We start from the raw sequence: 24,257 nt of genomic DNA, 5'->3' as shown, positions 1-24,257 counted from the left end.
GGGGGGCTTAAATAGCCTATCGGGAATAGAAGGTGCGGAAAGTCAGGTTAATGCGCGGCTCGGTGATGTTGATGCTTTTCATCACGGCGTGACGCCAATGTTGCTGGGTTTTCCCGCGCATCACGATTAATTGGCCGTGTTGCAGCATGAGTTCGCACTTTTTGGCGGTGTATTTGTGTTTGAAAGCGAATTTCGGGTAGCGCCCAAACTGAGCGAGGCAATGATGGGCTCATTGCCTAATTCTTTCTCGTCATCACTGTGCCAGCCCATGCCTTCAATGCCGTCTGAATATAAATTCAATAAACAGGAATTAAACACTGTCGGGCTGATGGATTGAAGGTGTTGCTTGATGGTGTGTTTGAGTGAAAGTAAAATCGGATGCCAAGGTAGGGCAGTGCGGCGGATACGGGAATAGGTGTAGTCAAAAGCATGGTCGCCATACCAAGCTACTTGGCGGGCGGTGGTAATGTGTTTGCCGTAAATGATGGCTTCATCGTGTTGCCAAGGAATATTGTGCAATAATTCTTCAAACAAATTATCAGCTTCTTGAGATTTTAGGATGAGGCCGAAATCGTTGACAATGCCGTTATAAGGCAGCAGATTATGTTCGGGTGAGACGGAATGGAATAGGTCAAATTGGCTCATAAAGAAATTTGAATGGTTAATGAATGATTGCGGTGGTTTTTCATACGGCAGAGAGATGATTTGTACCCTTGCTGCAACAGGCGTACGTGATACGGCCTGCATTGGGTCGGCGGCTTGCTAATTAATTGGCAGACATTATATAATTTATAAGATTAGCTTTATGATTGTGTATCGAATAAAAACGCGGCCGCAATCATCATAAAATTAAATTAAACCAGCTTTCAGGCAGTTTGCGTTGTTGGATAAATATAATGAATCATGCCGTCTGAAAAATTACTTACCATTCGGAGTTTTTTTTAATGTTGAACATTACCTTGCCTGACGGTTCCGTCCGCCAATATGAATCACCTGTAACCGTTGCCCAGATTGCGGCATCAATTGGCGCAGGCTTGGCGAAGGCAACAGTGGCCGGTAAAGTCGACGGCAAATTGGTGGACGCTTGCGATCCGATTACCGAAGATTCAAATGTGCAAATCATTACCCCTAAAGATAAAGAAGGCGTGGAAATTATCCGCCACTCGTGTGCCCACTTAATCGGCCATGCAGTGAAGCAGCTTTATCCTAATGCCAAAATGGTGATTGGCCCGGTCATCGAAGACGGTTTCTATTATGACATTGCGACTGAAAAACCGTTCACGCCGGAAGACGTGGCTGCCATCGAAAATCGCATGAAAGAATTGATTGCGCAAGATTATGATGTGGTAAAAATCATGACGCCGCGTGAAGAAACGGTCAAAATCTTTGCCGATCGCGGTGAAGAATACAAATTGCGTCTGATTGAAGATATGCCTGAAGTGGAAGCAATGGGCATGTACCATCATCAAGAATATGTGGATATGTGTCGCGGCCCACACGTGCCGAACACCCGTTTCCTGAAAAATTTCAAGCTGACCAAATTGGCCGGTGCCTATTGGCGCGGCGACAGCAACAACGAAATGCTGCAGCGCATCTACGGCACTGCATGGGCGAGCAAAGAAGAATTAAAAGCCTACATCCAGCGCATTGAGGAAGCGGAAAAACGCGACCACCGTAAACTGGGTAAACAATTGGATTTGTTCCATTTGCAAGATGAAGCGCCGGGCATGGTGTTTTGGCATCCGAAAGGCTGGGCATTGTGGCAGGCAATTGAGCAGCATATGCGCAAAGAGTTGGATGCAGCAGGCTATCAAGAAGTAAAAACCCCGCAGATTATGGATAAAACCTTCTGGGAACAATCCGGCCACTGGGACAACTACAAAGACAATATGTTTCTGACCAACTCGGAAAAACGTGAATACGCCGTGAAACCGATGAACTGCCCGGGACATGTGCAGATTTTCAATAACGGTTTGCGTTCTTACCGCGATTTGCCCATGCGTTTGGCTGAATTCGGTTCGTGTCACCGCAATGAACCAAGCGGTGCCTTGCATGGTCTGATGCGAGTACGCGGTTTCGTGCAAGATGATGCGCATATTTTCTGTACCGAAGATCAAATCGTAGAAGAAGCGCGCGCGTTTAATGAATTGTTGGTGCGTATTTACAAGCAATTCGGCTTCCACGATGTGGCGGTGAAACTGTCTTTGCGTCCTGAAAAGCGCGCCGGTTCCGATGAGATTTGGGATAAGGCCGAGCAAGGCTTGCGCGATGCGTTGACTGCTTGCAGCGTGGAATGGGAAGAGTTGCCGGGCGAGGGTGCATTCTATGGTCCGAAAATCGAATACCATGTGAAAGACGCTTTGGGCCGTTCATGGCAGTGTGGTACCTTGCAGCTTGACTTTGTCTTGCCGGAGCGCTTGGATGCCGAATACGTAACCGAAAACAACGACCGTGCCCGCCCTGTGATGCTGCACCGTGCGATTTTGGGTTCGCTGGAGCGCTTTATCGGTATTTTGATTGAAAACCACGCCGGTTCGTTCCCGTTGTGGCTGGCGCCGGTGCAAATGGTGATTATGAACATCACCGAAAAACAAGCCGATTATTGCCGTGAAGTGGCGGCCAAGTTGCAAGCGGCCGGTTTGCGTGTTGAGTTGGATTTGCGCAACGAGAAAATCGGCTACAAAATCCGCGACAACAGCCAATACCGTTTCCCATACCAAATCGTGGTGGGCGACAAAGAAATGCAAGAAGGCAAAGTGGCCGTACGCCGTAAGGCAGAAGATTTAGGTTCGTTGAAATTGGATGATTTTATTGCGCAATTGCAGCAAGAAATTGCCGAATCAGTGGCATAATTGATTTTTTAAACAAGAGCCCGCTTGCAAAGCCGGTGGGCAACAATACTAATTTTTAGAAGGAGTATTATCATCGCTCAAGAACGCGAAGCACGAATTAACGGCGAAATCACCGCCAAAGAAGTGCGATTAATCAGTGATTCAGGCGAACAGCTTGGTGTGGTGTCTGTTCGTGAAGCTTTGGCTATGGCCGAAGAGCAGGATGTGGATTTGGTAGAGATTTCTCCTACCGCCAAGCCGCCTGTGTGCAAACTCATGGATTTTGGTAAATATAAATACCAACAAGCCAAGAAACGCGACGAAGCTAAGAAAAACCAGAAGCAGGTGCAGATTAAAGAAATCAAGTTCCGTCCGGGCACCGATGAAGGTGATTATCAAATCAAAATGCGCAACATCAACCGCTTCTTGGAAGATGGCGACAAGGTAAAAGTGACCTTGCGTTTCCGCGGTCGCGAAATGGCGCACCAACAATTAGGCGCACAACTTCTCGAGCGCGTGAAAGAAGATTTGGCCGAAGTGGCGCAAATCGAATCTTTCCCGAAAATGGAAGGTCGCCAAATGGTCATGATGATTGCGCCAAAGAAAAAATAAAGTTATAATGTTTAGCTTATTTCGGTTGCTGCCCGAAGTAAGCTGATATTTGGCAGCAAAAACCGTGGTGTTTGGGATACAAGTGTTTGAAATCCATGATTTCAAAGCCCCTCATGCCTTATCTAAAAACAAATGGAGTTTTCCCCATGCCTAAAATGAAAACCAAGTCTAGCGCGAAAAAACGCTTTAAAGTACTGGGTAACGGTGGTGTAAAACGCGGTCATGCGTTTAAAAGTCACATCCTGACCAAAAAAACCACTAAAACGAAACGCCAATTGCGCGGCACCTCTATGGTGAATGAGCGTGATTTGGCTGCTGTTGCTAAAATGTTGCCTTACGCTTAAGGAGTTTAAAGTATGCCACGCGTAAAACGCGGTGTTACCGCTCGTGTCCGCCACCAAAAAATCTTCGCTTTAGCCAAAGGCTATCGCGGTCGTCGTAAAAATGTATACCGTGTTGCCAAGCAAGCGGTAATGAAAGCCGGTCAATACGCTTACCGTGACCGTCGCCAACGCAAACGTCAATTCCGTCAATTGTGGATCGTGCGTATTAACGCCGGTGCCCGTGAAAACGGTTTGTCTTACAGCAAATTCATGAATGGCCTGAAACGCGCGTCTATCGAAATCGACCGCAAAGTATTGGCTGATCTGGCTGTGTTCGACAAAGCTGCATTCGCACAATTGGTTGAAAAAGCCAAAGGCGCTTTGGCCGCTTAATGCGACAAGCTTGAAAAAGGAAACTTCGGTTTCCTTTTTTTATTGTTTAAAGAGGTTCTATGTAATTGATTTTTCTTCTTTAAAGCCTGTTTTTTTGGTGTGATTTGCGTTAAAATATGTGGCGTTTCAGCCGGTTTGGGCATAAGCCTTTTTAGCCGGTCACATTAAAACGGATTGGCCGTTGCAAGATTTACAGGCCGTCTGAAAAAGGTAGCAGGAATCACGATTCTTCATCCTTTCAGACGGCCTTATTATTTCAAAACTTCAATCATCAACTTCTAGACGATAGACAAAAGATTATTATGGAAAATGTAAACCGCATTGTTGCCGAAGGCATTGCCGCCGTAGAAGCCGCGGCAGATTTCAACGCCTTGGAACAAGTGAAAGCCCGCTACATGGGCAAAACCGGTGAATTGACCGGCCTGTTGAAAACCTTGGGACAAATGTCACCGGAAGAGCGCAAAACCATCGGCGCCCATATCAACGAATGCAAAAACCAGTTTCAGACGGCCTATAATGTAAAACGTGATGCTTTAAACGAAGCCAAATTGCAGGCACAGTTGACAGCCGAATCGCTGGACGTGACTTTACCCGGTCGCGGTCAAGCCCTTGGTGGTTTGCACCCTGTAACCCTGACTTTGCAGCGTATTGTCGAGTTGTTTGAAGGTATTGGTTTTGAAGTGGCCGATGGCCCTGAAATTGAGGATGATTTCCATAATTTCCAAGCTTTGAATATTCCGCAAAACCACCCGCGCGTGCCATGCAGGATACGTTTTATGTCGAAAACGGCGATGTGTTGCGCACCCACACGTCACCGATTCAAATCCGCTACATGCTGGATAAGAAAAATCCGCCAATCCGCATTATCGCGCCGGGTCGTGTTTACCGCGTTGACAGCGATGCGACACACTCACCGATGTTCCATCAGGCTGAAGGCTTGTGGGTGGAAGAAGGCGTTACCTTTGCCGATTTGAAAGCCGTGTTTACCGATTTTATCCGCCGTTTCTTTGAACGCGACGATATGCAAGTGCGTTTCCGCCCATCGTTCTTCCCGTTTACCGAGCCTTCTGCCGAAATCGATATCATGGCAGAAAACGGCAAATGGCTGGAAGTCGGCGGCTGCGGTATGGTGCATCCGAATGTGTTGAAAAACGTCAACATCGACCCGGAAAAATATACCGGTTTTGCTTTCGGTATCGGCTTAGACCGTTTTGCGATGTTGCGTTACAACGTCAACGATTTGCGTTTGTTCTTCGACAACGATTTGAACTTCTTGAAACAGTTTAAATAATGTTCAGATGGCTTGAAAAATAAGCAGGCCGTCTGAAAAAAACTTTCCATTCATTTATTGCCGTTTGAAGCATTTTATTTTCAGATGGCCTGAAAAAAGTTAGAGAAAACATCATGCAATTTTCTTATTCTTGGCTCAAAACACAAGCCAATCCTAATTTGTCGGCCGATGAGCTGGCGCATTTATTGACCATGGCCGGTTTGGAGGTAGAAGAAACCGAAAAAGCCGCTCCTGCATTTAGCGGTGTGGTTGTGGCCGAAGTGAAATCAGTAGAAAAACACCCCGATGCCGACCGCTTGAATGTGACCAAAGTCGATGCCGGTGCCGGCGAATTGATTCAAATTGTGTGTGGTGCGCCGAATGTGAAACCGGGTATTAAAGTACCGTGTTCTTTACCGGGGGCGGTGTTGCCGGGTAATTTCAAAATTAAGCCGACCAAAATGCGTGGCGTAGAATCCAACGGTATGCTGTGTTCAACCGATGAATTGGGCTTACCGGATGACGGCGTTGACGGTTTGCATATTTTGCCGGCCGATGCTCCTGTCGGTACCGATATCCGCGAATATTTTGATTTGGACGACACGGTTTTCACCCTGAAAATCACGCCTAACCGCACTGACTGCTTGAGCATTAAAGGCATCGCGCGCGAAGTGTCTGCGTTGACGCAATGCGCATTTAATCCGGTGACGATTCAGACGGCCTCTGTGCAACACGATAAAAAACAAGCCGTGCGCATTGATGCGCCTGAAGATTGTGGCCGCTTTATCAGCCGTGCGATTGAAAACGTAAATGCCAAAGCAGAAACGCCTGCTTGGATGAAACACCGCTTGGAACGCAGCGGTGTGCGCTCGGTATCGGCTTTGGTGGATATCGGCAATTATGTGATGCTGGAAATCGGCCAACCTATGCATGTGTTTGATGCCGATAAAATCAATGGCAGCATCATTGTGCGCCGTGCTCAAAACGGTGAAACGCTGGAATGCTTGAACGAAAAAAACGTAACCTTGTCTGACAATACTTTGGTGATTGCCGATGAAAAAGGCGCGTTAAGCATGGCCGGTTTGATGGGCGGCGAGGGCAGCGCGGTTTCGGATGAGACCACCCGCATTGTGCTGGAAGCGGCGTACTTTAATCCGGTCACCATTTCCGGTAAATCACGCCAATATGGTTTTGGCTCGGATTCTTCGTTCCGCTTTGAGCGCGGTGTTGATTGGCAATTGCAAGCCGATGCGATTGAGCGTGCGACTGAATTGGTGCAGCAAATCTGTGGCGGTGAAGCCGGTGAAATGGTGGAAGCAGAAGGCCAATTGCCGCAAGCCAAACAGGTGGAAATCCGTTTGGAGCGCTTGGAAAAAATGCTCGGCGTGAGCGTACCTGCCCAACAGGTTGAAACCATTTTGCAACACTTGGGCTTAAATCCGGTGAAGTCGGCCGAAGGCTTCACAGTCACCGCACCAAGCTTCCGTTTCGATATTGAAATCGAAGCCGATTTGGTTGAAGAAATCGGCCGCGTGTACGGCTATGAAAACATTCCTGACAACCATACTTCAGGCCGTCTGAAAATGTTAGAGTTGCCGGAAACCAAGCGTCCACGTTTTGCCGTTTATAATGAAATGGCGGCGCGCGGTTATCAGGAAGTGGTCAGCTATGCGTTCGTTGATGGGCAATGGGAACAAGATTTCGCCGCTAACACTAATCCGATTCGCTTGCAGAATCCGTTGGCAGCACAATATGCGGTCATGCGTTCAACTTTAGTCGGCGGCTTGGTGGAAATTCTGCAAAACAATTTAAACCGCAAGCAAAGCCGTGTGCGTGTGTTTGAAATTGCCCGTGTGTTCAGCAAAGATTCAGACGGCCAATTCCAACAAAAAGAACGCATCGGCGGCTTGTGGTATGGCTCGGTTGCGCCGGAACAATGGGGCGAAAAAGCGCGCCCTGTGGATTTTTACGATGTTAAGGCCGATGTGGAAAATCTGCTCAAAGATAAAGCCGTGACCTTTGTTAAAGCCCAGCATCCGGCTCTGCATCCGGGGCGTACCGCCAATATTGTTTCAGACGGCGTGGTGATTGGTTTTGTCGGCGAATTGCATCCGAAATGGTTGCAAAAATACGACTTGCCGCAAGCCGCTTTGGTGTTTGAAATCGACATGGATGCGGTATTGGGACGTGATAAAACACGCTACCAAGCAGTTTCTAAATTCCAAGCCGTGCGCCGAGATTTGGCGTTTGTTGTGCCGGAGAGCATGAGCCACGATGAATTGTTGGCCGCATTGAATACCAAAGCCAATGCTTTGGTGCAGGAAATCAGCCTGTTTGACGTGTATCGCGGTGCCGGTTTGCCGGAAGGTACGAAGAGTCTGGCCGTGAAAGTGATTCTGCAAGACATGGAAAGCACCTTAACCGATGAAGTGGTCGGGCCTTTGATGACGAAGCTGGTAGAATCGGCAACAGCCATCGGCGCACAATTGCGCAGCTAATCCGATTTGCATCACTAAAATGACAAATGCTGGAAAATCCAACGGTAAATTCTGTTTGATTTTTCAGTTTGGTACTTGAATTTTAAGAGAAAATTAGTAATAATCTGCTCCTATTAAAAAGGAAGGTAAGAACATGACATTAACTAAAGCTGAGTTGGCCGACATTTTGGTAGACAAAGTCAGCAATGTGACCAAAAACGATGCCAAAGAAATCGTCGAGCTCTTTTTTGAAGAAATCCGCAGCACTTTGGCGCGCGGTGAAGAAATTAAAATTTCCGGTTTCGGTAACTTTCAATTGCGCGACAAGCCGCAACGTCCGGGCCGTAACCCGAAAACCGGCGAAGAAGTGCCGATTACTGCGCGTCGAGTAGTGACGTTCCATGCCAGCCAAAAACTTAAAGGCATGGTGGAGCATTACTATGACAAACGCTAATCTGTCGATTCCTGCAAAACGTTATTTTACGTTGGACGAAGTGTGCCAATTGGTGCAAATCAGCCCGGAAGAGTTTACCCAATGGCAATATGAAAACGGTGTGGTTATCGGCTATGGCGGTAATCGTTATACCCGTTCTGATGTGGTGAAATTGTTGAAATTAAAAGACACTTTTTCGCCTTATGCAGAAGAGCAGCCGCAAGAAGCACTGGATGCCAATGGTCAGCCTGCAGCCGATACCGATGAAATCCGACAAGGATTGAAAAATGTGTTGGCCGGTTTGGAAACTGTTTTGGTAAAATAATCAATAAAACCGAGAAATTAAGATTTCTCGGTTTTATTTTGAACAAAGAAAAAAAGGCCGTCTGAAAAATATTTCAGACGGCCTGAGACCTTTGCAAAAAAAACCCAAAACTCCCCTAAATTCCCCCTAAAGAATTCAGAGGAGTTTTTTTTATGAGCAGCTTCTTCCACCAACAAGCCCGAATCATGACGGGTAAACATACCGACAGCTGCCCGTTGCTCAAAATTAACCGGCTGCCCGATTGGCAGCCCGTCGGACAACTGCCCAACCGGCAAAAGACCCGTTACATCCGCGGTCACCGCGGCCGCCCCGCCTATCCGCTGCCGCCCATGCTCAAAGCCGTATTGCCCGGCCAATGGCACAGCCTTTCCGATCCGGAATCGGAACGCTGTCTGGCTACCCGTCCGGATTTCTGCTTCTTCTGCGGCTTTGATAAACCCGCCTTACCCGGCCACAGCACCCCCTGCCGTTTCCGCAACCGGCCGTCACAGGATGACGCCTTAGCCCGGCTTCCCGAACCGGTTAACCGCCGGCTGACCGAAAAAGGCTTAAAAACAGAGAAAGCCCCGGCAGCAGTGATTGACGCCGCCATCATCCAAACTGCCGGCGGCAAACAGCGTCAGGCTGTCGAAACCGATGAAAACGGCATCACTGCCGAAACCCTGCCCGGCAAAGACAAGGATGCGCGCCGGGTGAAGAAAGAGGGCAGATTCACCTCGGGCTGCAAACAACACACCCGAACCGGTTTGGAAGGCTGTATCGGGAAACAGCACACCACCCGGCCGACGCCCGTGAGTGCAACCATTTCGGACCGCTGCCGGACGGCACCGCACCCGGAACAACCGTCTGTGCCGATAAGGGGTATGACAGTAAAGCCAACCGGGAGCATCTGCAAAGCAAACGGCTGTCCGGCGGCATGATGCGTAAGGCACAGCGGGGCAAACCTTTAACGGAGCAGGAGAAACAGCGCAATACGCAGCTGTCGGAAGTGCGCTGTGCGGCCGGGCAAACCTTCGGTACGCCGCACCGGAAATCCGGCTGTAAAAGAGCGCGTTATTTCGGTTTGCGGAAAGTACCGGCGCAAAGCCATTTGAAAGCGGTGTGCCTGAACCTGCCAAAGGCAGCCGGCAGGCTTCGTGTGCCTGCTGCTGCCTGAAAAGGGCAACGGGCACCCCGATAAAGGGGCTGATTGGGGGAAATACGGACGGGAAACACGTCTGAAAATGAAAAAACGGTTACCTGATTGTTCAGGTAACCGTTTGGATGGGGTGGCCGGTATTTTGCAAAGATCTCGGCTTTGTTATTATGAGCAAATCAGAATAAGGCTTCAAAGCGAACCAGGGCGCCAACGGTATGGTCGCGATCATCTTTTCGGTTGTTGAAATAGTTGACTTCAGTCTGCACAAACAACCATTTACGCCAAATCGGTTGGCGATAACCGATAAAAGGGCCATAGGTATTCAGATTGAATTTTTTGTCCTGAATATAACCGTGGGTGTGCAAGCCGTAATTGACGTAGCGGTTTTTACCTAAATCGTGTTGGCGATAAAGGTTGTCGCCCCAAGTCCATTCTTCTCTGGCACCTTCATGTTCATATTGAAGGTGGAGTTGGTTGGAAATAAAGGTTTTTTCATCTTCTTGGTATCGCGTATCCCAATTGGTACGGACATGGTGTTCGCTCTTAGAGCCGTAACGGTAAATCTGCTCTAAACCGGTAACCAATTGATCGTTGATTTGCCAATCTTTTTCTGCTTTCACGCGAGCATATAAATCGCTGCCGGAACGGATACCGATGTCAAAATCGGTATCGATGTCGCCACCGCCAAGCAATTCGTTCCAACGCAGAGCGATGGAAGAGTTTTGATCACGGTTGGTGCGGTAATCGTATTTTTTACCGTCGCGATAAGTGCGGTTGCGGTAGTTGCTGGCTTCATTGCGGAATTCGTCGTCTAAGGAATCGTCACCAAACACGACATTCAGCTTTTGTTGTAATACAGGCAGTTTGATGCGGCCGCGGATACGTGGCGTTACCGAAAATTCATCGTATTTGTTCCATTCTGTATCAACCATCACACGCAAATTGGCGCTGGCCGGATTATTGGGATCCGTTTCGCCAAACCAACCATCCATGCCGTGTGACCATTTTTGTAAAGTGCCTTGCACTTTACCGTGTTGGGTATCAATCCAAGTATCGCCGGTGGCCGGTACGGTTTCGTCTGCCATAACCATCGAAGACATACACGCAGCTAAAATAAATAAAATACTTTGATGTCTCTTTTGCATAATGATTCCCTCAGAATAGGACTGCTTAATTAATACCCATATTTTGAGCATACATTATTTTTCAAGGCATCACAAATTTTGCAAAATTTAGGGAAAGTCAGTGACAACATTATGAAAATTATCATTTCAAATGAATATTCATCAGAGGGTTGATATTGTGGTTTTATCATTTTGAAAAATAAAACAAAACAACATTGAGAATGAGTTGAAAATTTTGTTCAGGCTGACACAGTAAGGTTGAATGCTGCAATTAATGAATAAAGTTATTACTCTTTAAACGGGCTTGATGCCTTATTTTGCAAAGGGTTCAGGCCGTCTGAAAAGCTATGTTAAAATCGCATTATTTTCAGACGGCCTCTACTGTTATGCTAAATCCGAAACACAAACTTGCCGAATTGGTGCGTATTTTGGAAGAGCGGGATTATATTTTTCCTGCTGATCCGGCTCAGATTACGGAATCGCTGCGCTATGTTGATGGGCAGCCTGAAGCGAAAATTTTACGCCGCGCAGAAATGATCGACCGCAATCATCAGTTGCAAGATGCGTTGGAATACACCAAAAGCGCGGCGTTTTGGCTGTGGATTGTCGGCGTGTCGTTGATGTTTGCCAGCGGCTTTTCCGGCACTTATATCCTGATGGACAACCAAGGCTTGAATTTTTTTCTGATTTTGGCGAGTGTGTTGGGCATGAATACCATCATGCTGCTGATTTGGCTGGTGTCGGTGGTATTTCGTTTTAAATTCGGCAACGTCATCAGCCACCCGATGACGTTGATGCGCGGCAAAGATCCGGTCAATCAGGCCATGTTGCGTTTATATACTGAAGAATGGAAACAGCCTTCCACACGTTGGCTGATTGGCCGCACGTCACACAGCTTATGGTTGGCGACTTTGTTGGGGATGCTGATTTCCGTGTTGATGCTGTTGTTGGTGCGCCAATATACGTTCAACTGGGAAAGTACCTTACTGACCAATACCGCTTCGGTCAAAGCCATTGAATGGTTGGGGTGGTTGCCGTCGAAAGTCGGTTTTCTTGTACCGGATACCGATGCGGTGTGGCAAGGCCGTCTGAACAGCAATATCGCCGATGCGCGCGCGTGGTCGGGTTTGTTGGTTGGCAGCATTGTATGTTACGGTATTCTGCCGCGTTTCATTGCGTGGCTGGCCTGCAAAATCATGCTCAAAATCAGCCGTAACTCATTGCCGCTGGATAAACCGTACTATCAAAAAATCATTCAGCAATGGCAGACTAAAATCATCGATGCCGACACGCAAAGCGAAACCATTGCCACTGTGTCGCCGAAAATCAACATCAGCGATGCGCCGAAATGGGCGGTGATGTTAGAAACGCAATGGCCGGATGATTCTTGGTTTACCCACACACTCGGTCAAGAGTGGCTCGATAAAGGCGTGGCCGACAGCCGCGATGCTGTACATGCGCTGGCGAACGAATTGCAGCAGCAACCGGCGCAATTGCTGATTGGCGTGCGGGCGCATACCGTGCCCGACCGTGGCGTCTTACGCCAAATCACCCAATTGGCCGAAGCGGCAAAGGGCGGGACAGTGGTGCAACTGTTGGCCGAACAATATCTTTCAGACGGCCTGCAGGAAAACCTGCAATATTGGCATCAGGCTTTGAATGAGCGCAATTTAGCTTGGTTGAATCCGCCCAAGCTGAATCAGGAATTGCGTTTGCAGCAAAATCATCAGGCCGTCTGAAAAACTGAAAAGACAAAACCATGAAAACAAAACCTTTATCTCTGGCTGTGGTCGGCCATACCAACACCGGCAAAACGTCGCTGCTGCGTACTTTATTGCGCGACGGAACCTTCGGCGAAGTGAAAAACGCGCCATCCACCACGCGCCATGTCGAGCAGGCCGCCATTTCAGACGGCACCGATACACTGGTGTATTTATACGATACGCCCGGCTTGGAAGACGCCGGTGGTGTGTTGGACTGGTTGGAAGCCAATACCTCATCGCGTTCAGACGGTATTGAGCGACTACAGCAGTTCCTTGACAGCCCGGCTGCTGCAGGCGATTTCAATCAGGAAGCCAAAGTATTGCGCCAATTACTGCAAAGCGATATGGCTTTGTATGTGGTTGATGCGCGTGAGCCGGTGTTGAACAAATATAAAGAAGAGCTGACCGTGTTGTCGTGGTGCGCCAAGCCGGTGATGCCGGTGTTCAACTTTATCGGCGGACAAGATTTGACCGAATGGATCACCATGCTGGCACGCCGCACTTTGCACGTATACAGCGGTTTTGACACGGTTGCTTTTGATTTTGAAGGAGAAATCCTCCTGTGGGATAATTTGGCCACCATGTTGCCCGAACGCGACATCCTCGACCGCTTAATCGGTATGCGCCGCCGCGAATGGCAAAAATTAGATGAAGACGCCCGTCGTGAAATTGCCGATTTTTTACTCGATGTCGCGGCTTATAAACAAGAAATCGACGAAGCCGATAATCCCGAGCCGACATTGCAAACCATGCAGGCCGAAGTACGCCAATTAGAGCGCAAAATGCAGCAGCAATTATTCCAACTTTACCGTTTCTACCAAAATGACATTGAAAGCGGTGATTGGGCATTAAAAGCTTTCCGCCAAGATCCGTTTGACAGTGATTTGCTTGTGCAATATGGCATCCGCACCGGTACGGGGGCGGCCACCGGCGCATTAATCGGCTTTGGCCTCGATATTGCCACACTGGGCGGATCGCTCGGTTTGGGCACCGCCATCGGCGGCATTTTAGGCGGCGTGTTGCCGAATGTGCAGGATATTTCCGATAAGATTTCCGGCAAACAAACCTTGCATATTGATCCAGAAACCTTAACCCTGCTGGCTGCGCGTGCGCTGGATTTATTAAATGCCCTACAAAAACGCGGTCATGCGGCGCAATCGCAAGTGGCGTTGCAAAGCGGCCAAACGCCTTGGCAGCCGCATAAATTACCGTCTGAATTAAATAAAGCGCGTTCGCAATGGAAATGGTCGTCGCTGAATACTCATTTACCTGATCTTAGTCATCGCGAGCGGGCAGAAGCTGCGCACAATTTGCAACAAAAATTGAAGCGCGAATAGAGCGCCTAAAGCCTTAGGCGCGGATAAAAACATTTTTGTTCGTTTATTTTTCTTTTTTAATTATATGTGAAAATAAAATAATCATAAATAGCCGATAATGTCGGATTTTTGATATTAACCGCAATTTTTTTAGTAATAGATGTTGACGGGCGAAAAAGAAAAGCGCAGAATATGCCTTGTTGAGTTGCTTGATGCAGCTTGATTTTTCTCCTCTATTTCTCCTTTGTAGACTTGGCGCATATCTGAAAAGATGTGCGCGTTTTTTTTCGTTATTGATTGTCATCAAATTGCCATCATTGGAGTGGGTGACGGTTATCAGATACATGCATTTGAAATCAAGCTACATTTAAGGTGTATAGGTGCAACAATTAAGAAACTTTACAAGAAAAATGCTTGCATGTAGGCGCTGAGTTCGGTATGATACTCTCCATTAGCTGGTTCGAGTAGTCAGTTAATAGTTTCTCCTCTATTTCTCCTTTGTAGACTTGGCACACATTTGATTGAATGTGTGCATTTTTTTGTCTGTCGTTTGCGTGCATTGATATTTTTTTTCATATTGCCCGTTGAAATTGATTTTGATGTAATCAAATTGCGCGTAATAGGCGATTTGTTGCTGAATGCGTTATCTTGAGTTTGCTAAAGTATTTGAGGCCGTCTGAAAATATATTGGGTTCTTTGGGAACCTATAGATTTTCAAACGGCCTTTTTTGCGGTGTCGTTTTTTGAATTCTTGTTGTAATATGCTGAAAAATCTGTTGATTTAGTGATAAAAACAATCGTTCAATTTGGAGTGAACGGAAAAACAGGAGAAATAAAATGGAACGCTTTGATTTCAATTATCCGCCGTATCATGTATTAAGCGGCAGCGAACGTTTGTCGCTGCAAAACGTGGTGGATATTGCGTTTTACCGTGATGAAGAATTGATTATCGAGCCCAATACGCCGATTGAATTTTTATATGTAGTTATGAAAGGCGTGGTGAAGGAAGTCGGTTGCGATGGTGAAGTAGTGGCGGTTTATCGGGCGCATGATACGTTTGAAGCGCGTGCTTTGGTAGAAGGTACGAGCCAAAACAGTTTTGTCGTGGCTGAAGAAGCCTTGGTGTACAAGCTGCCGAAAGCTTGTGTACTGCACTTGATGGAAGGCAACAGTCGTTTTGGTTCGTATTTTTATGCTTCTGTAGCGGAGAAACTGGCCAACCGCTCCGAGTCGCCTGGCGAAGACGAATTTGAAAGCCTGTTTACGGCCAAAGTGCGCGATGCCTACCGCGATAATGCGGTGTGGCTGGATGGTAAGGCAACGGTTTTGGAAGCGGCGCATCTGATGAAGGAGCGCAAAACTAAAACGCTTTTACTGCATCATGAAGGGCAGACCGGTTTGTTCACCGAATCAGCCTTCCGCGACATTGTGATGGAAGGCGCTTCGTTTGATGAACCGGTGTATAAATGGTCGCCTCTGCAATTGATTACCGCCGATATCGATGATTTTGTGTTTAATGCTTTACTGCGCATGATGGAATCGCGTATTCAGCGTGTGGTTGTGACTGAAAACGGTAAAGCCATCGGTGCTTTAGAGCAGCTGGATATCTTGGCCTATTTTTCCAACCACACCCACGTGGTGGTACAGCGTATTGAAAAGGCTGAAACCATTGACGATTTGGCCGAACTGGCCACACAGATGAACGGTTCGATTCAAGCCTTACAGAAAAACGGCGTGCGGGCTAAGCAGTTGGCACAGTTGATGCAGGTATCGAACAGCGCTTTGTTTGAAAAAACATGGCGCCTGCTGGCTTCGGAGTATTTATACGAACATTCTTGCTTATTGGTGATGGGTTCGGAAGGGCGTGGTGAGCAGATTTTGAAGACTGACCAAGACAATGCGCTTATTTTGGCTGAGGGCGTGGATTTGGCAGAAGCGCAAGCAACGGCGGAAAAGTTCTCTTCTGCGTTGGAGCGTTTCGGCTATCCGCCGTGCAAAGGCGGGATTATGGTGTGCAATCCGATGTGGCGCAAACCGATTGGAGAGTTTAAAAAGATGATCGGTAACTGGCTGAGTTCGGCCACACCAACCAACATGATGAATTTGGCGATTTTTATCGATGCCAAAGCAGTGGCGGGCGATGTGTCTCTATTAGATGAGCTGAATAACTATCTTTACCGCCGTATGGATAAAGATGTCGGCATTTTGATGAATTTCGCCCGTGAAGTGGATTTGTTTGAAGACCACAGTCGCCGCTTTATGCCGCGCTTGCTGCAACGCAACAACAAGAAAATGGATGTGAAAAAAATCGGTATTTTCCCGATTGTGCACGGCGTACGCGCGTTGGCTTTGGAAACGCATTTGGAGGCGAATAATTCATTTGAGCGCATTAATATCTTAGTGGCACGCAATGTTTTGGAGCATCAAGCCGGGCGCGATCTTGCCGAAGCTTTGGGCTATTTGATGGATTTGCGTCTGAAAGGCGGTTTGATGGCTTTAAACGATCCCATGCAGAAGCTCAATAATCAGGTCGATACCGATAAGCTTTCCACGCTTGAACGCGATTTGTTGAAAGATTCGCTGAATGTGGTGAAACGCTTTAAACAAACGGTACGCCATCATTTCCATTTGGGAGGGTGAGCCATGTTCGAGAAACTGAAACGCGCGTATTACCGACGCCATCTGAAAGATTCAAAATACACTTTTCTTTATGAGGAACACGTCAATGAAATGGTGAGCATTGATTGTGAAACCACCAGTCTGAATGTGAAAGAGGCGGAAATCATTTCCATCGGCGCAGTGAAAATCCGCGGCAATACTATTTTGACCAGTGAGCCGTTTTATGTGCTGGTGAAACCGGAGGGTATGATGGAAGCCACCAATGTGACGGTACACGGTTTGCGCCCGAAAGACCTTTCAGACTGCATTTCGATTGAAAAGGCTTTGTATCAACTGCTGGATTTTATCGGCGGAAGGCCGTTGGTGGGCTATTATTTGGAATATGATGTGGCGATGATTGATAAGTTTCTGAAGCCCTTAATCGGTATTCCTTTGCCTAACCGTCAGATTGAAGTATCGGCCGTGTATTTTAAACAAGAGGTCAAGAAAAATTTTTATTATAACGATTACGTTGATTTACGTATGGCCAGTATGATTAAAACTTTGCGTATTCCGGATTTACCCCGACATAATGCGCTTAACGATGCCATTAATGTGGCGATGATGTGGCAGGCGATACAGGCCAGAAAATAAAATGGAAGGTAACAAACGGTTTGGATTAGAAAAATTGATGTCTATCATCAGTTAAACTGATAATAAAAGGCCGTCTGAAGGCGTTTCAGACGGCCTTTTTGCGGTTTTTTGAACGGTATTTTGAGCCATTTTTTAGAAAAGTTCCCAAATTTTTGAATTTTGCAAATCAAAAAGAAAGGATTTTATGTAAAAAAGTTAATTATAGTGCGGTTTTAATTTATGTAACATCTTAATATTAATATTTTTACTTCATGAAATCGGCTTGGGTTAAATTGGATTAATTTTTTTAACTGCTTGTTGCATAAAATTTTTTAGGAAAAAACTTATCAATTTTATTGATAAATTATTAATTCGGATTCATACGACGCATTTTCATTTCGGGTGGCTGAACCTAGTTCAAAAGATGATATTGAAAGCATAATGAATTGTGCTATTCTGACTTCAAGGCAGTTTTGCCTGTTGCAGTAACACCAATCAAGAAACAAAAAATTCTGGCGCGGGGCGCAGCAGTTTGCTCTGATCACTGGAGTATTCTCTACAATAATAAATTAATAAATAAGGAGATCATCATGTCCGACAACAAACAAAACATGACGGCCTATTGGAAAGCCAATTCGGTCATCGGAATGCGCGCGTTTTGCTGCAATAATTTTAAGATTTTCAAATCAGTTTTATCCAATTCCCTCATGGTTAAAATCACTTTCTAAAAATTAATTTTCAGGATAATAATTTATAAAATTAAAAAAATAAAGTGAAATATCCTGATAAAAATAAATTACACTAAACTACATTCATTTCCAGTAAAACAATGGTGAAATATGAACGTAGTGGTTTTGGGCGCAGGCGTAACCGGCATCGCAACGGCTTGGTATCTATTGGAAAAAGGCCATCAGGTGACGGTGATTGACCGGGCGGAAGCGGCGGGAATGGAGACCAGTTTTGCCAATGCCGGCCAGCTTTCCTACGGCTACACTACGCCTTGGGCAGCACCCGGCATTCCCGCCAAAGCGGCCAAATGGCTGTTTCGCCCACATTCGCCTTTGATTTTAAAACCTGACGGCAGCCGCTTTCAATGGCAATGGCTGATGAGTATGCTGCAAAACTGCACTACCGAGCGTTACCAAGCCAATAAAGAACGTATGGTACGCATTTCCGAATACAGCCGCGAGATGTTCCGCCGTTTTGAAGCCGGAACCAGTTTGGATTTTGAAGGCCGCCACAAAGGCACGTTACAGATTTTCCGCACGCAAAAAGAAGTAGCCGCCGCAGCAAAAGATATTGAAGTTTTGGCGGAATATGGCGTACCGTACCAGCGTTTGCAGCCGGAAGAATGCCTGCAATTCGAGCCGGCTTTGCGTCATGCGTTAGACAAAATTGCCGGTGCGCTACATCTGCCCAACGACAGCACGGGCGATTGCCATCTGTTTACCCAACGTTTGCAAGCTTTATGCGAAGCCAAAGGCGCGGTGTTTAAATTTGAACACAACATCGGGCGTGTGGAGCATCAAGGCCCGAACATCACCGCTGTTATCGCCAACGGCCAACGCTTTGAAGCCGACCGTTTTGTGTGCTGCTTAGGCAGCTTCAGCCGCACGGTGATGGCGCAATTAGGCTTGGATTTGCCGATTTATCCGGTAAAAGGCTACTCGCTCACCGTGCCGATTAGTAATGGAGATGAAGCGCCGGTATCGACGATTTTAGACGAAACCTACAAAGTCGCCATTACCCGCTTCAATGACCGCATCCGCGCCGGCGGCATGGCCGAATTGTCCGGATACGAAATCAAGTTGCCGCAAGAGCGGCGCGACACTTTGGCCTTGGTGGTGCAGGATTTGTATCCACAAGGTGGTGATGTGGCCAAAGCCACGTTCTGGAGCGGTTTGCGCCCGATGACGCCTGACAGCACGCCTATTATCGGCGCAACGCGATACGCCAACTTGTTTTTAAACACAGGCCACGGTACTTTGGGCTGGACGATGTCGCTCGGTTCAGGGCGCATTACCGCAGATTTGGTGAGTGACGTTGTACCCGAAATCCGCACCGATGATTTAGGCATGGCACGTTACGTCTGAATCAAGGCCGTCTGAAATATTCAATTGATTTTCAGACGGCCTTAATCGGTTTTCCCATATTTGAAAAACAACACAATCGGCCTATAATAAACAGCATATAGGTTGAGGCCTTTGCAAAATCTTCATCTTTAGTCTTTAGTACATTTTTCGTCATGCGCTGCTCGAAAACTTGTCTGTCTTTATGATCATGATATGTTTGCGTTTCTGTGCTGCTTTAATTCGAACCGTGCTCGAATCTGATTTTGCAAAGGTTTCAGGCCGTCTGAAAAGGCCGCCGGCTGGGAAATTTAGGTTTATTTTTCCCGGCTAAACCGACTCAAACAAAGGATAAAACATGCGCCCCTTACAAGCCGAAATCCGTTTGGATCATCTGCGCCACAATTACCAAACCTTAAAAAATATCCACGGCAACAAACTCTTAGCGGTGATTAAAGCCAATGCCTACGGCCATGGCGCAGTGCGGTGCGCCCACGCTTTATCCGATTTGGCCGATGGTTTCGCCGTGGCGACGTTGGAAGAAGCCATCGAATTGCGTCAAAGCGGCATCGATAATCCGATTGTATTGCTGGAAGGCGTGTTTGATGTGGCCGAATATGCCCGCATCGATGAATACAAACTCTGGCCGGCGGTGGGCAACCAATGGCAATTGGAAGGCTTGGTGCATCACGAATGGCAAAATCCTGTGACCGTGTGGCTGAAAATGGATTCCGGTATGCACCGTACCGGCTTTTTTCCGCATAATTATGCTGCCGCCTACACTGCGTTGAAACAATGCAAACACGTTGATGAAATCGTTAAATTCAGCCATTTTGCCTGCGCCGACGAGCCGGAAAACGGCATGACCGAAATGCAGATTGAAGCCTTCGATTTGGGCTGCGAAGGCTTGGCAGGCGAAGAAAGCTTGGCCAATTCGCCGGCGATTTTGAATGTACCTGAAGCGCGGCGCGATTGGGCAGGGCGGGCCTGGCTTTGTATGGGGTGTCGCCGTTCGGCGGTGCCGATGAGCGTTTGAAACCGGTAATGCGCCTGACTTCGCGCGTGTTCGGCGAACGCGTGTTGCCGCCGCATTCGCCGATTGGTTATGGCGCGACGTTTTACACATCCAAATCCACCCGTGTCGGCCTGATTGCCTGTGGTTATGCCGACGGCTATCCGCGTCGAGCATCAACCGGTTCGCCAATCGCCGTTGAAGGTCAGCGCAGCCGCATTATCGGGCGCGTGTCGATGGACATGATTACTGTCGAATTGGATGCTTCCAAAGAAGGTTTGGGTTGCGAAGTCGAATTATGGGGCGATGTGGTCAACATCAACGAAGTGGCCGAAGCCGCCGGCACGATTGCGTATGAATTGTTGTGTAACATCAAGCGCGCGAAATTTACTTATTCCGAGTAACGGATTGAGCAAGGCCGTCTGAAACATCAGGCGGCTTTTTATCGGCTTGAATAAATATTGCGATTCAACCATATCATTGTTAACAATTGAATCTCAGGCCGTCTGAAGAATGTTATAATGCGCACATTCGCAAAGATTCAGACGGCCTGATGTCTGGCTGCTTAAGCCACTGAATTAACGTTGACATTTTCTACCATCATCAAAGGAATCCCCATGAGCAATTCTGTTGTGACCGTCATCGGCAAAGACCGCGTCGGTATCGTTTACGATGTTTCTAAAATTCTGGCTGAAAACCAACTCAATATTCTCAACATCAGCCAGCAGCTGATGGATGATTTCTTTACCATGATTATTTTGGTCGATACCGCCAAATGCCCGAAATCGCGCCAAGAAATGTTGGATTTGTTTGCCGAAGAAAGCAAAAAGCTCGCGCTCGACATCCGCATGCAAAACGAAGAAATCTTCCAAGCCATGCACCGCATTTAATCGGAAGTATTAACATGAGCATTCAGTCTAACGAGATTTTAGAAACCGTCAAAATGGTCGCCGACCAGAATTTTGACGTGCGTACCATTACCATCGGCATCGATTTGCACGATTGCATCAGCAGCGATATTGATGAGTTAAACCAAAATATCTACAACAAAATCACCACCATCGGCAAAGATTTGGTGGCCACAGCCAAACATTTGTCGGCCAAATACGGCGTACCGATTGTAAACCAGCGCATTTCGGTGACACCAATCGCCCAAATTGCGGCGGCCACCAAAGCCGATTCGTATGTCAGCGTGGCGCAAACTTTGGATAAAGCCGCCAAAGCCATTGGCGTATCGTTTATCGGCGGTTTCTCTGCTTTGGTGCAAAAAGGCATGTCGCCGTCGGACAAAGTGTTAATCCGCTCGATTCCGGAAGCGATGAAGACCACCGACATTGTGTGCGCTTCGATTAACATCGGCTCCACCCGTGCCGGCATCAATATGGATGCGGTGAAATTGGCGGGCGAAACCATCAAACACACCGCCGAGATTACGCCGGAAGGTTTCGGTTGCGCTAAAATCGTGGTGTTCTGCAATGCGGTGGAAGACAATCCGTTTATGGCGGGCGCGTTTCATGGCTCGGGCGAAGCGGATGCGATCATCAATGTCGGCGTTTCCGGCCCGGGCGTAGTAAAAGCCGCTTTGGAAAATTCAAACGCAACCACTTTGACCGAAGTGGCCGAAGTAGTGAAAAAAACCGCCTTTAAAATCACCCGTGTGGGCGAATTGATTGGCCACGAAGCGTCTAAAATGCTGAATATTCCGTTTGGTATTTTGGATTTGTCTTTGGCACCGACCCCGGCTGTCGGCGATTCCGTTGCCCGCATTCTCGAAGAAATGGGCTTAAGCGTGTGCGGCACACACGGCACCACCGCTGCATTGGCTTTATTGAATGATGCCGTGAAAAAAGGCGGCATGATGGCATCGAGCGCCGTCGGCGGCTTGAGTGGCGCATTTATTCCGGTTTCAGAAGACGAAGGCATGATTGCCGCTGCCGAAGCGGGTGTATTGACCTTAGACAAACTCGAAGCCATGACCGCCGTGTGTTCGGTCGGTCTCGACATGATTGCCGTGCCGGGCGATACCCCTGCGCACACCATTTGCGGCATCATCGCCGACGAAGCCGTCATCGGTATGATCAACAGCAAAACCACCGCCGTGCGCATCATTCCTGTTACCGGTAAAGGCGTGGGTGAAAGCGTTGAATTCGGCGGATTATTGGGTTACGCGCCGATTATGCCGGTTAAAGACGGCTCATGCGAAGTGTTTGTCAATCGTGGCGGCCGCATTCCTGCGCCGGTACAATCGATGAAAAACTAATCGTAATGTAAGCGTATGATTAAAAGGCCGTCTGAAACATTAAGTTTCAGACGGCCTTTTAATAGGAAAAGGTTTTTAACTCAACCAAAATTTAAACACAAAATACAAAACGGCAATCACCACAATCGCCCACACGATGCTCATGAAAATCACCACGGCTCGGCCGGCTTTATAAACGGGGTTGTTGCGTTCGTCTTCGATAGAAGGCTTGTGTGCGTTTGGAGAAGGGTTTTTATCGGTCATTATGCAAACTCGCGCTTGGAATATTCATAGGCTGAAGCGTACGCCGTTTGGTAAGAAGATTCAAGCAAAATGAATCAATATAGTCGTTTCAAATAAAAATAATGCAGCGTTGCCGGTTCTTTTATTTCTATTTGAAACGAGCTATAAAAATTCATCATCTGCTGACCAATCGCTTTTTAAGGCCGCTTGAATTGTGCCCATGTCGAAACCGCGGTAGGCGAGAAAGCGCACCTGTTTTTGTTTTTCTTTTAAATCGCCGCCTGCCGGCTGCTTGAATTTTTTGCGTAAAACCTGAATCGCGGTTTGCAGCTCGCTTTCTTTATCAGGCATTAATTCACGGCTGATGTCGGTATCAATGCCTTGTTGCGCCAAAGCCTGTTGTAAGCGCAATTTGCCGTGTTGGCGGCTTTTGCTGTGGATGTAGGCTTCAGTGTAGCGCTCGTCCGATTGCCAATTGCGTTCGGCAAATTCATCCAACACTTTTTCCAATTCTTCCTCGCTCTCGGCATGCGGCGCGAGCTTGCGCTTCAGTCCGACACGGCTGATTTCTTGGCGCGATAAAATATCCATAGCGCGCGCCCGCAAAGATTTTTGCGGTTTGCCCGAGCGTTTGGGTTGGCCATCAGCATCGCCAAAGTGGATAAAGCCGTTGCTTTCGGACTCGTACATTTCAGACGGCCTTATGCTTCATCGTCGTCTTTGGTTTTTTGCGGTTGCAGGTTTTCATAAATCTCCGGCAGCGAACCAATCAGCCAATCGGGCTTGGTGGCTTTGTCTTGCGACAACAAAGCCATATCACCATAGCCGAAAGTTACGCCCACACTGAAGCAGCCGGCGGCTTTGGCGGCGAGAATATCGTTGTGCGAATCGCCGACCATCATCATGTTGGCAATATCGATGCCCAATACTTCGGCGCAATGTTGCAAAGGCAGCGGGCTGGGTTTCTTTTCGGGCAAGCTGTCTCCGCCGAGAATCAGGCTGAAATCGTCGGCGATACCCAATTGTTTCAATAATTCAACGGCTAAGATTTCGGTTTTGTTGGTGATGACGGCCAAGGGGATGCCCAAGGTTTTTAAGAGACCCAAACCGGCTTCGGTTTCGGGATAAAGGCGTGTAAAGTCGCTCAAATGATCGCGATAATATTGCATGTAAAACACGAAACCTTTTTCCCAAATCTCAGGCGCGGCATCGGTTTCGCGTTCGCGCGTGATGACACGGTGCACTAAACGGCCGATGCCGTCGCCGATGTAGCTTTCAATTTCCGAATCCGGCAGCGTCTCCATGCCCAAATAAGTGCGCATGGCGTTGCCGGCGGCAATCAAATCAGGTGCGGAGTGGCATAGCGTACCGTCTAAATCAAAGGCTACAGCTTGAACGTGTTCGATGGTGGGTGTGGTCATCAGCTTCTCCAAGGTTTATGTTCGGTAAGTAATTTTA

The 24,257-nt window shown here is 47.6% G+C and carries 19 protein-coding genes and 5 pseudogenes; 18 read left to right on the top strand and 6 right to left on the bottom strand.

From position 1 onward, the window contains the following. Positions 1–16: 16 nt before the first annotated feature. Positions 17–645, bottom strand: a pseudogene (locus CGZ65_RS09380) (alpha-ketoglutarate-dependent dioxygenase AlkB family protein). Positions 646–944: 299 nt separating this feature from the next. On the opposite strand from CGZ65_RS09380, the gene thrS reads away from it, so the two are divergent. The 10 genes and pseudogenes from thrS (at position 945) to CGZ65_RS09335 (ending at position 9,820) form a co-directional block, all read left to right on the top strand. After that, on the top strand, positions 945–2,852 hold the full coding sequence (gene thrS / locus CGZ65_RS09375) for a threonine--tRNA ligase (protein WP_096295630.1): 1,908 nt from the start codon (positions 945–947) through the stop codon (positions 2,850–2,852). Positions 2,853–2,921: 69 nt separating this feature from the next. Next, positions 2,922–3,443 carry a translation initiation factor IF-3 gene (gene infC / locus CGZ65_RS09370; protein ID WP_096296160.1) on the top strand — a complete coding sequence of 174 codons (522 nt, stop codon included), beginning with the start codon at positions 2,922–2,924 and terminating at the stop codon, positions 3,441–3,443. Positions 3,444–3,589: 146 nt separating this feature from the next. Further along, positions 3,590–3,787: a 50S ribosomal protein L35 gene (gene rpmI / locus CGZ65_RS09365; protein ID WP_095502651.1), complete on the top strand. Its 198-nt coding sequence runs from the start codon at positions 3,590–3,592 to the stop codon at positions 3,785–3,787. 12 nt (positions 3,788–3,799) lie between these two features. After that, the gene (gene rplT / locus CGZ65_RS09360) at positions 3,800–4,159 is read left to right on the top strand and encodes a 50S ribosomal protein L20 (RefSeq protein WP_096295629.1); all 360 of its coding nucleotides are present in this window, start codon (positions 3,800–3,802) and stop codon (positions 4,157–4,159) included. Between the two features lie 302 nt (positions 4,160–4,461). Beyond that, positions 4,462–4,950 (top strand): annotated as a pseudogene (locus CGZ65_RS14235) (tRNA ligase subunit PheS family protein); the annotation flags it as partial. Further along, positions 4,920–5,450, top strand: coding sequence for a phenylalanine--tRNA ligase subunit alpha (pheS, locus tag CGZ65_RS14230; RefSeq protein WP_232507421.1), 531 nt, complete (start codon positions 4,920–4,922; stop codon positions 5,448–5,450). The pseudogene CGZ65_RS14235 and the gene pheS, both read left to right, overlap by 31 nt. 113 nt (positions 5,451–5,563) lie before the next feature. Then, a complete protein-coding gene (gene pheT, locus CGZ65_RS09350; RefSeq protein WP_096295628.1) occupies positions 5,564–7,927 on the top strand; it encodes a phenylalanine--tRNA ligase subunit beta in 2,364 nt (787 codons plus the stop codon). A 133-nt stretch (positions 7,928–8,060) separates the two neighbouring features. After that, positions 8,061–8,360, top strand: a complete 300-nt coding sequence (locus tag CGZ65_RS09345; protein ID WP_096295627.1) for an integration host factor subunit alpha — start codon at positions 8,061–8,063, stop codon at positions 8,358–8,360. Continuing rightward, entirely contained in the window at positions 8,347–8,664 is a 318-nt protein-coding gene (locus CGZ65_RS09340) for a hypothetical protein (protein ID WP_096295626.1), read from the top strand. Before CGZ65_RS09345 ends, CGZ65_RS09340 begins: the two co-directional genes overlap by 14 nt. Before the next feature lie 152 nt (positions 8,665–8,816). Further along, a pseudogene (locus CGZ65_RS09335) lies at positions 8,817–9,820 on the top strand (IS5 family transposase). A gap of 158 nt (positions 9,821–9,978) precedes the next feature. Here the strand turns inward: CGZ65_RS09335 and CGZ65_RS09330 are convergent. Next, the gene (locus CGZ65_RS09330; RefSeq protein ID WP_232507420.1) at positions 9,979–10,947 is read right to left on the bottom strand and encodes a hypothetical protein; all 969 of its coding nucleotides are present in this window, start codon (positions 10,945–10,947) and stop codon (positions 9,979–9,981) included. 365 nt (positions 10,948–11,312) lie between these two features. On the opposite strand from CGZ65_RS09330, the gene CGZ65_RS09325 reads away from it, so the two are divergent. The 4 genes from CGZ65_RS09325 to CGZ65_RS09310 all read left to right on the top strand — a co-directional run bounded on the left by CGZ65_RS09325 (position 11,313) and on the right by CGZ65_RS09310 (position 17,257). Continuing rightward, positions 11,313–12,665: a DUF2868 domain-containing protein gene (locus tag CGZ65_RS09325; protein WP_096295625.1), complete on the top strand. Its 1,353-nt coding sequence runs from the start codon at positions 11,313–11,315 to the stop codon at positions 12,663–12,665. Between the two features lie 20 nt (positions 12,666–12,685). Further along, on the top strand, positions 12,686–14,026 hold the full coding sequence (locus CGZ65_RS09320) for a DUF3482 domain-containing protein (protein WP_096295624.1): 1,341 nt from the start codon (positions 12,686–12,688) through the stop codon (positions 14,024–14,026). 816 nt (positions 14,027–14,842) lie between these two features. Next, a complete protein-coding gene (locus tag CGZ65_RS09315) occupies positions 14,843–16,645 on the top strand; it encodes a DUF294 nucleotidyltransferase-like domain-containing protein (RefSeq protein WP_096295623.1) in 1,803 nt (600 codons plus the stop codon). Positions 16,646–16,648: 3 nt separating this feature from the next. Next, complete coding sequence (locus CGZ65_RS09310) at positions 16,649–17,257, top strand: 3'-5' exonuclease (protein ID WP_096295622.1); 609 nt, start codon at positions 16,649–16,651, stop codon at positions 17,255–17,257. Between the two features lie 607 nt (positions 17,258–17,864). On the opposite strand, the pseudogene CGZ65_RS09305 reads toward CGZ65_RS09310, so the two are convergent. After that, positions 17,865–17,945, bottom strand: a pseudogene (locus CGZ65_RS09305) (AsnC family transcriptional regulator); the annotation flags it as partial. A 130-nt stretch (positions 17,946–18,075) separates the two neighbouring features. On the opposite strand from CGZ65_RS09305, the gene CGZ65_RS09300 reads away from it, so the two are divergent. From CGZ65_RS09300 to CGZ65_RS09285, 4 genes and pseudogenes are all read left to right on the top strand, one after another. Then, positions 18,076–19,329 carry a D-amino acid dehydrogenase gene (locus tag CGZ65_RS09300; protein ID WP_096295621.1) on the top strand — a complete coding sequence of 418 codons (1,254 nt, stop codon included), beginning with the start codon at positions 18,076–18,078 and terminating at the stop codon, positions 19,327–19,329. A 334-nt stretch (positions 19,330–19,663) separates the two neighbouring features. After that, positions 19,664–20,721 (top strand): annotated as a pseudogene (alr, locus tag CGZ65_RS09295) (alanine racemase). Between the two features lie 213 nt (positions 20,722–20,934). After that, a complete protein-coding gene (locus tag CGZ65_RS09290) occupies positions 20,935–21,207 on the top strand; it encodes an ACT domain-containing protein (protein ID WP_095502667.1) in 273 nt (90 codons plus the stop codon). A 14-nt stretch (positions 21,208–21,221) separates the two neighbouring features. Then, positions 21,222–22,577 carry a PFL family protein gene (locus CGZ65_RS09285; RefSeq protein WP_096295620.1) on the top strand — a complete coding sequence of 452 codons (1,356 nt, stop codon included), beginning with the start codon at positions 21,222–21,224 and terminating at the stop codon, positions 22,575–22,577. A gap of 75 nt (positions 22,578–22,652) precedes the next feature. On the opposite strand, the gene CGZ65_RS13440 is transcribed toward CGZ65_RS09285, so the two are convergent. The 3 genes from CGZ65_RS13440 to CGZ65_RS09270 form a co-directional block, all read right to left on the bottom strand. After that, a complete protein-coding gene (locus tag CGZ65_RS13440; protein ID WP_096295619.1) occupies positions 22,653–22,820 on the bottom strand; it encodes a hypothetical protein in 168 nt (55 codons plus the stop codon). 141 nt (positions 22,821–22,961) lie between these two features. Continuing rightward, a complete protein-coding gene (gene recX, locus CGZ65_RS09275) occupies positions 22,962–23,489 on the bottom strand; it encodes a recombination regulator RecX (protein WP_096295618.1) in 528 nt (175 codons plus the stop codon). An 11-nt stretch (positions 23,490–23,500) separates the two neighbouring features. Beyond that, positions 23,501–24,220 carry a phosphoglycolate phosphatase gene (locus CGZ65_RS09270; RefSeq protein WP_096296158.1) on the bottom strand — a complete coding sequence of 240 codons (720 nt, stop codon included), beginning with the start codon at positions 24,218–24,220 and terminating at the stop codon, positions 23,501–23,503. Positions 24,221–24,257 lie beyond the last annotated feature (37 nt).

It is taken from the genome of Neisseria weixii, assembly GCF_002327085.1.
In the GTDB taxonomy this organism is placed as follows: Bacteria; Pseudomonadota; Gammaproteobacteria; order Burkholderiales; family Neisseriaceae; genus Neisseria; species Neisseria weixii.
This window is presented reverse-complemented; position numbering and strand designations above follow the sequence as displayed.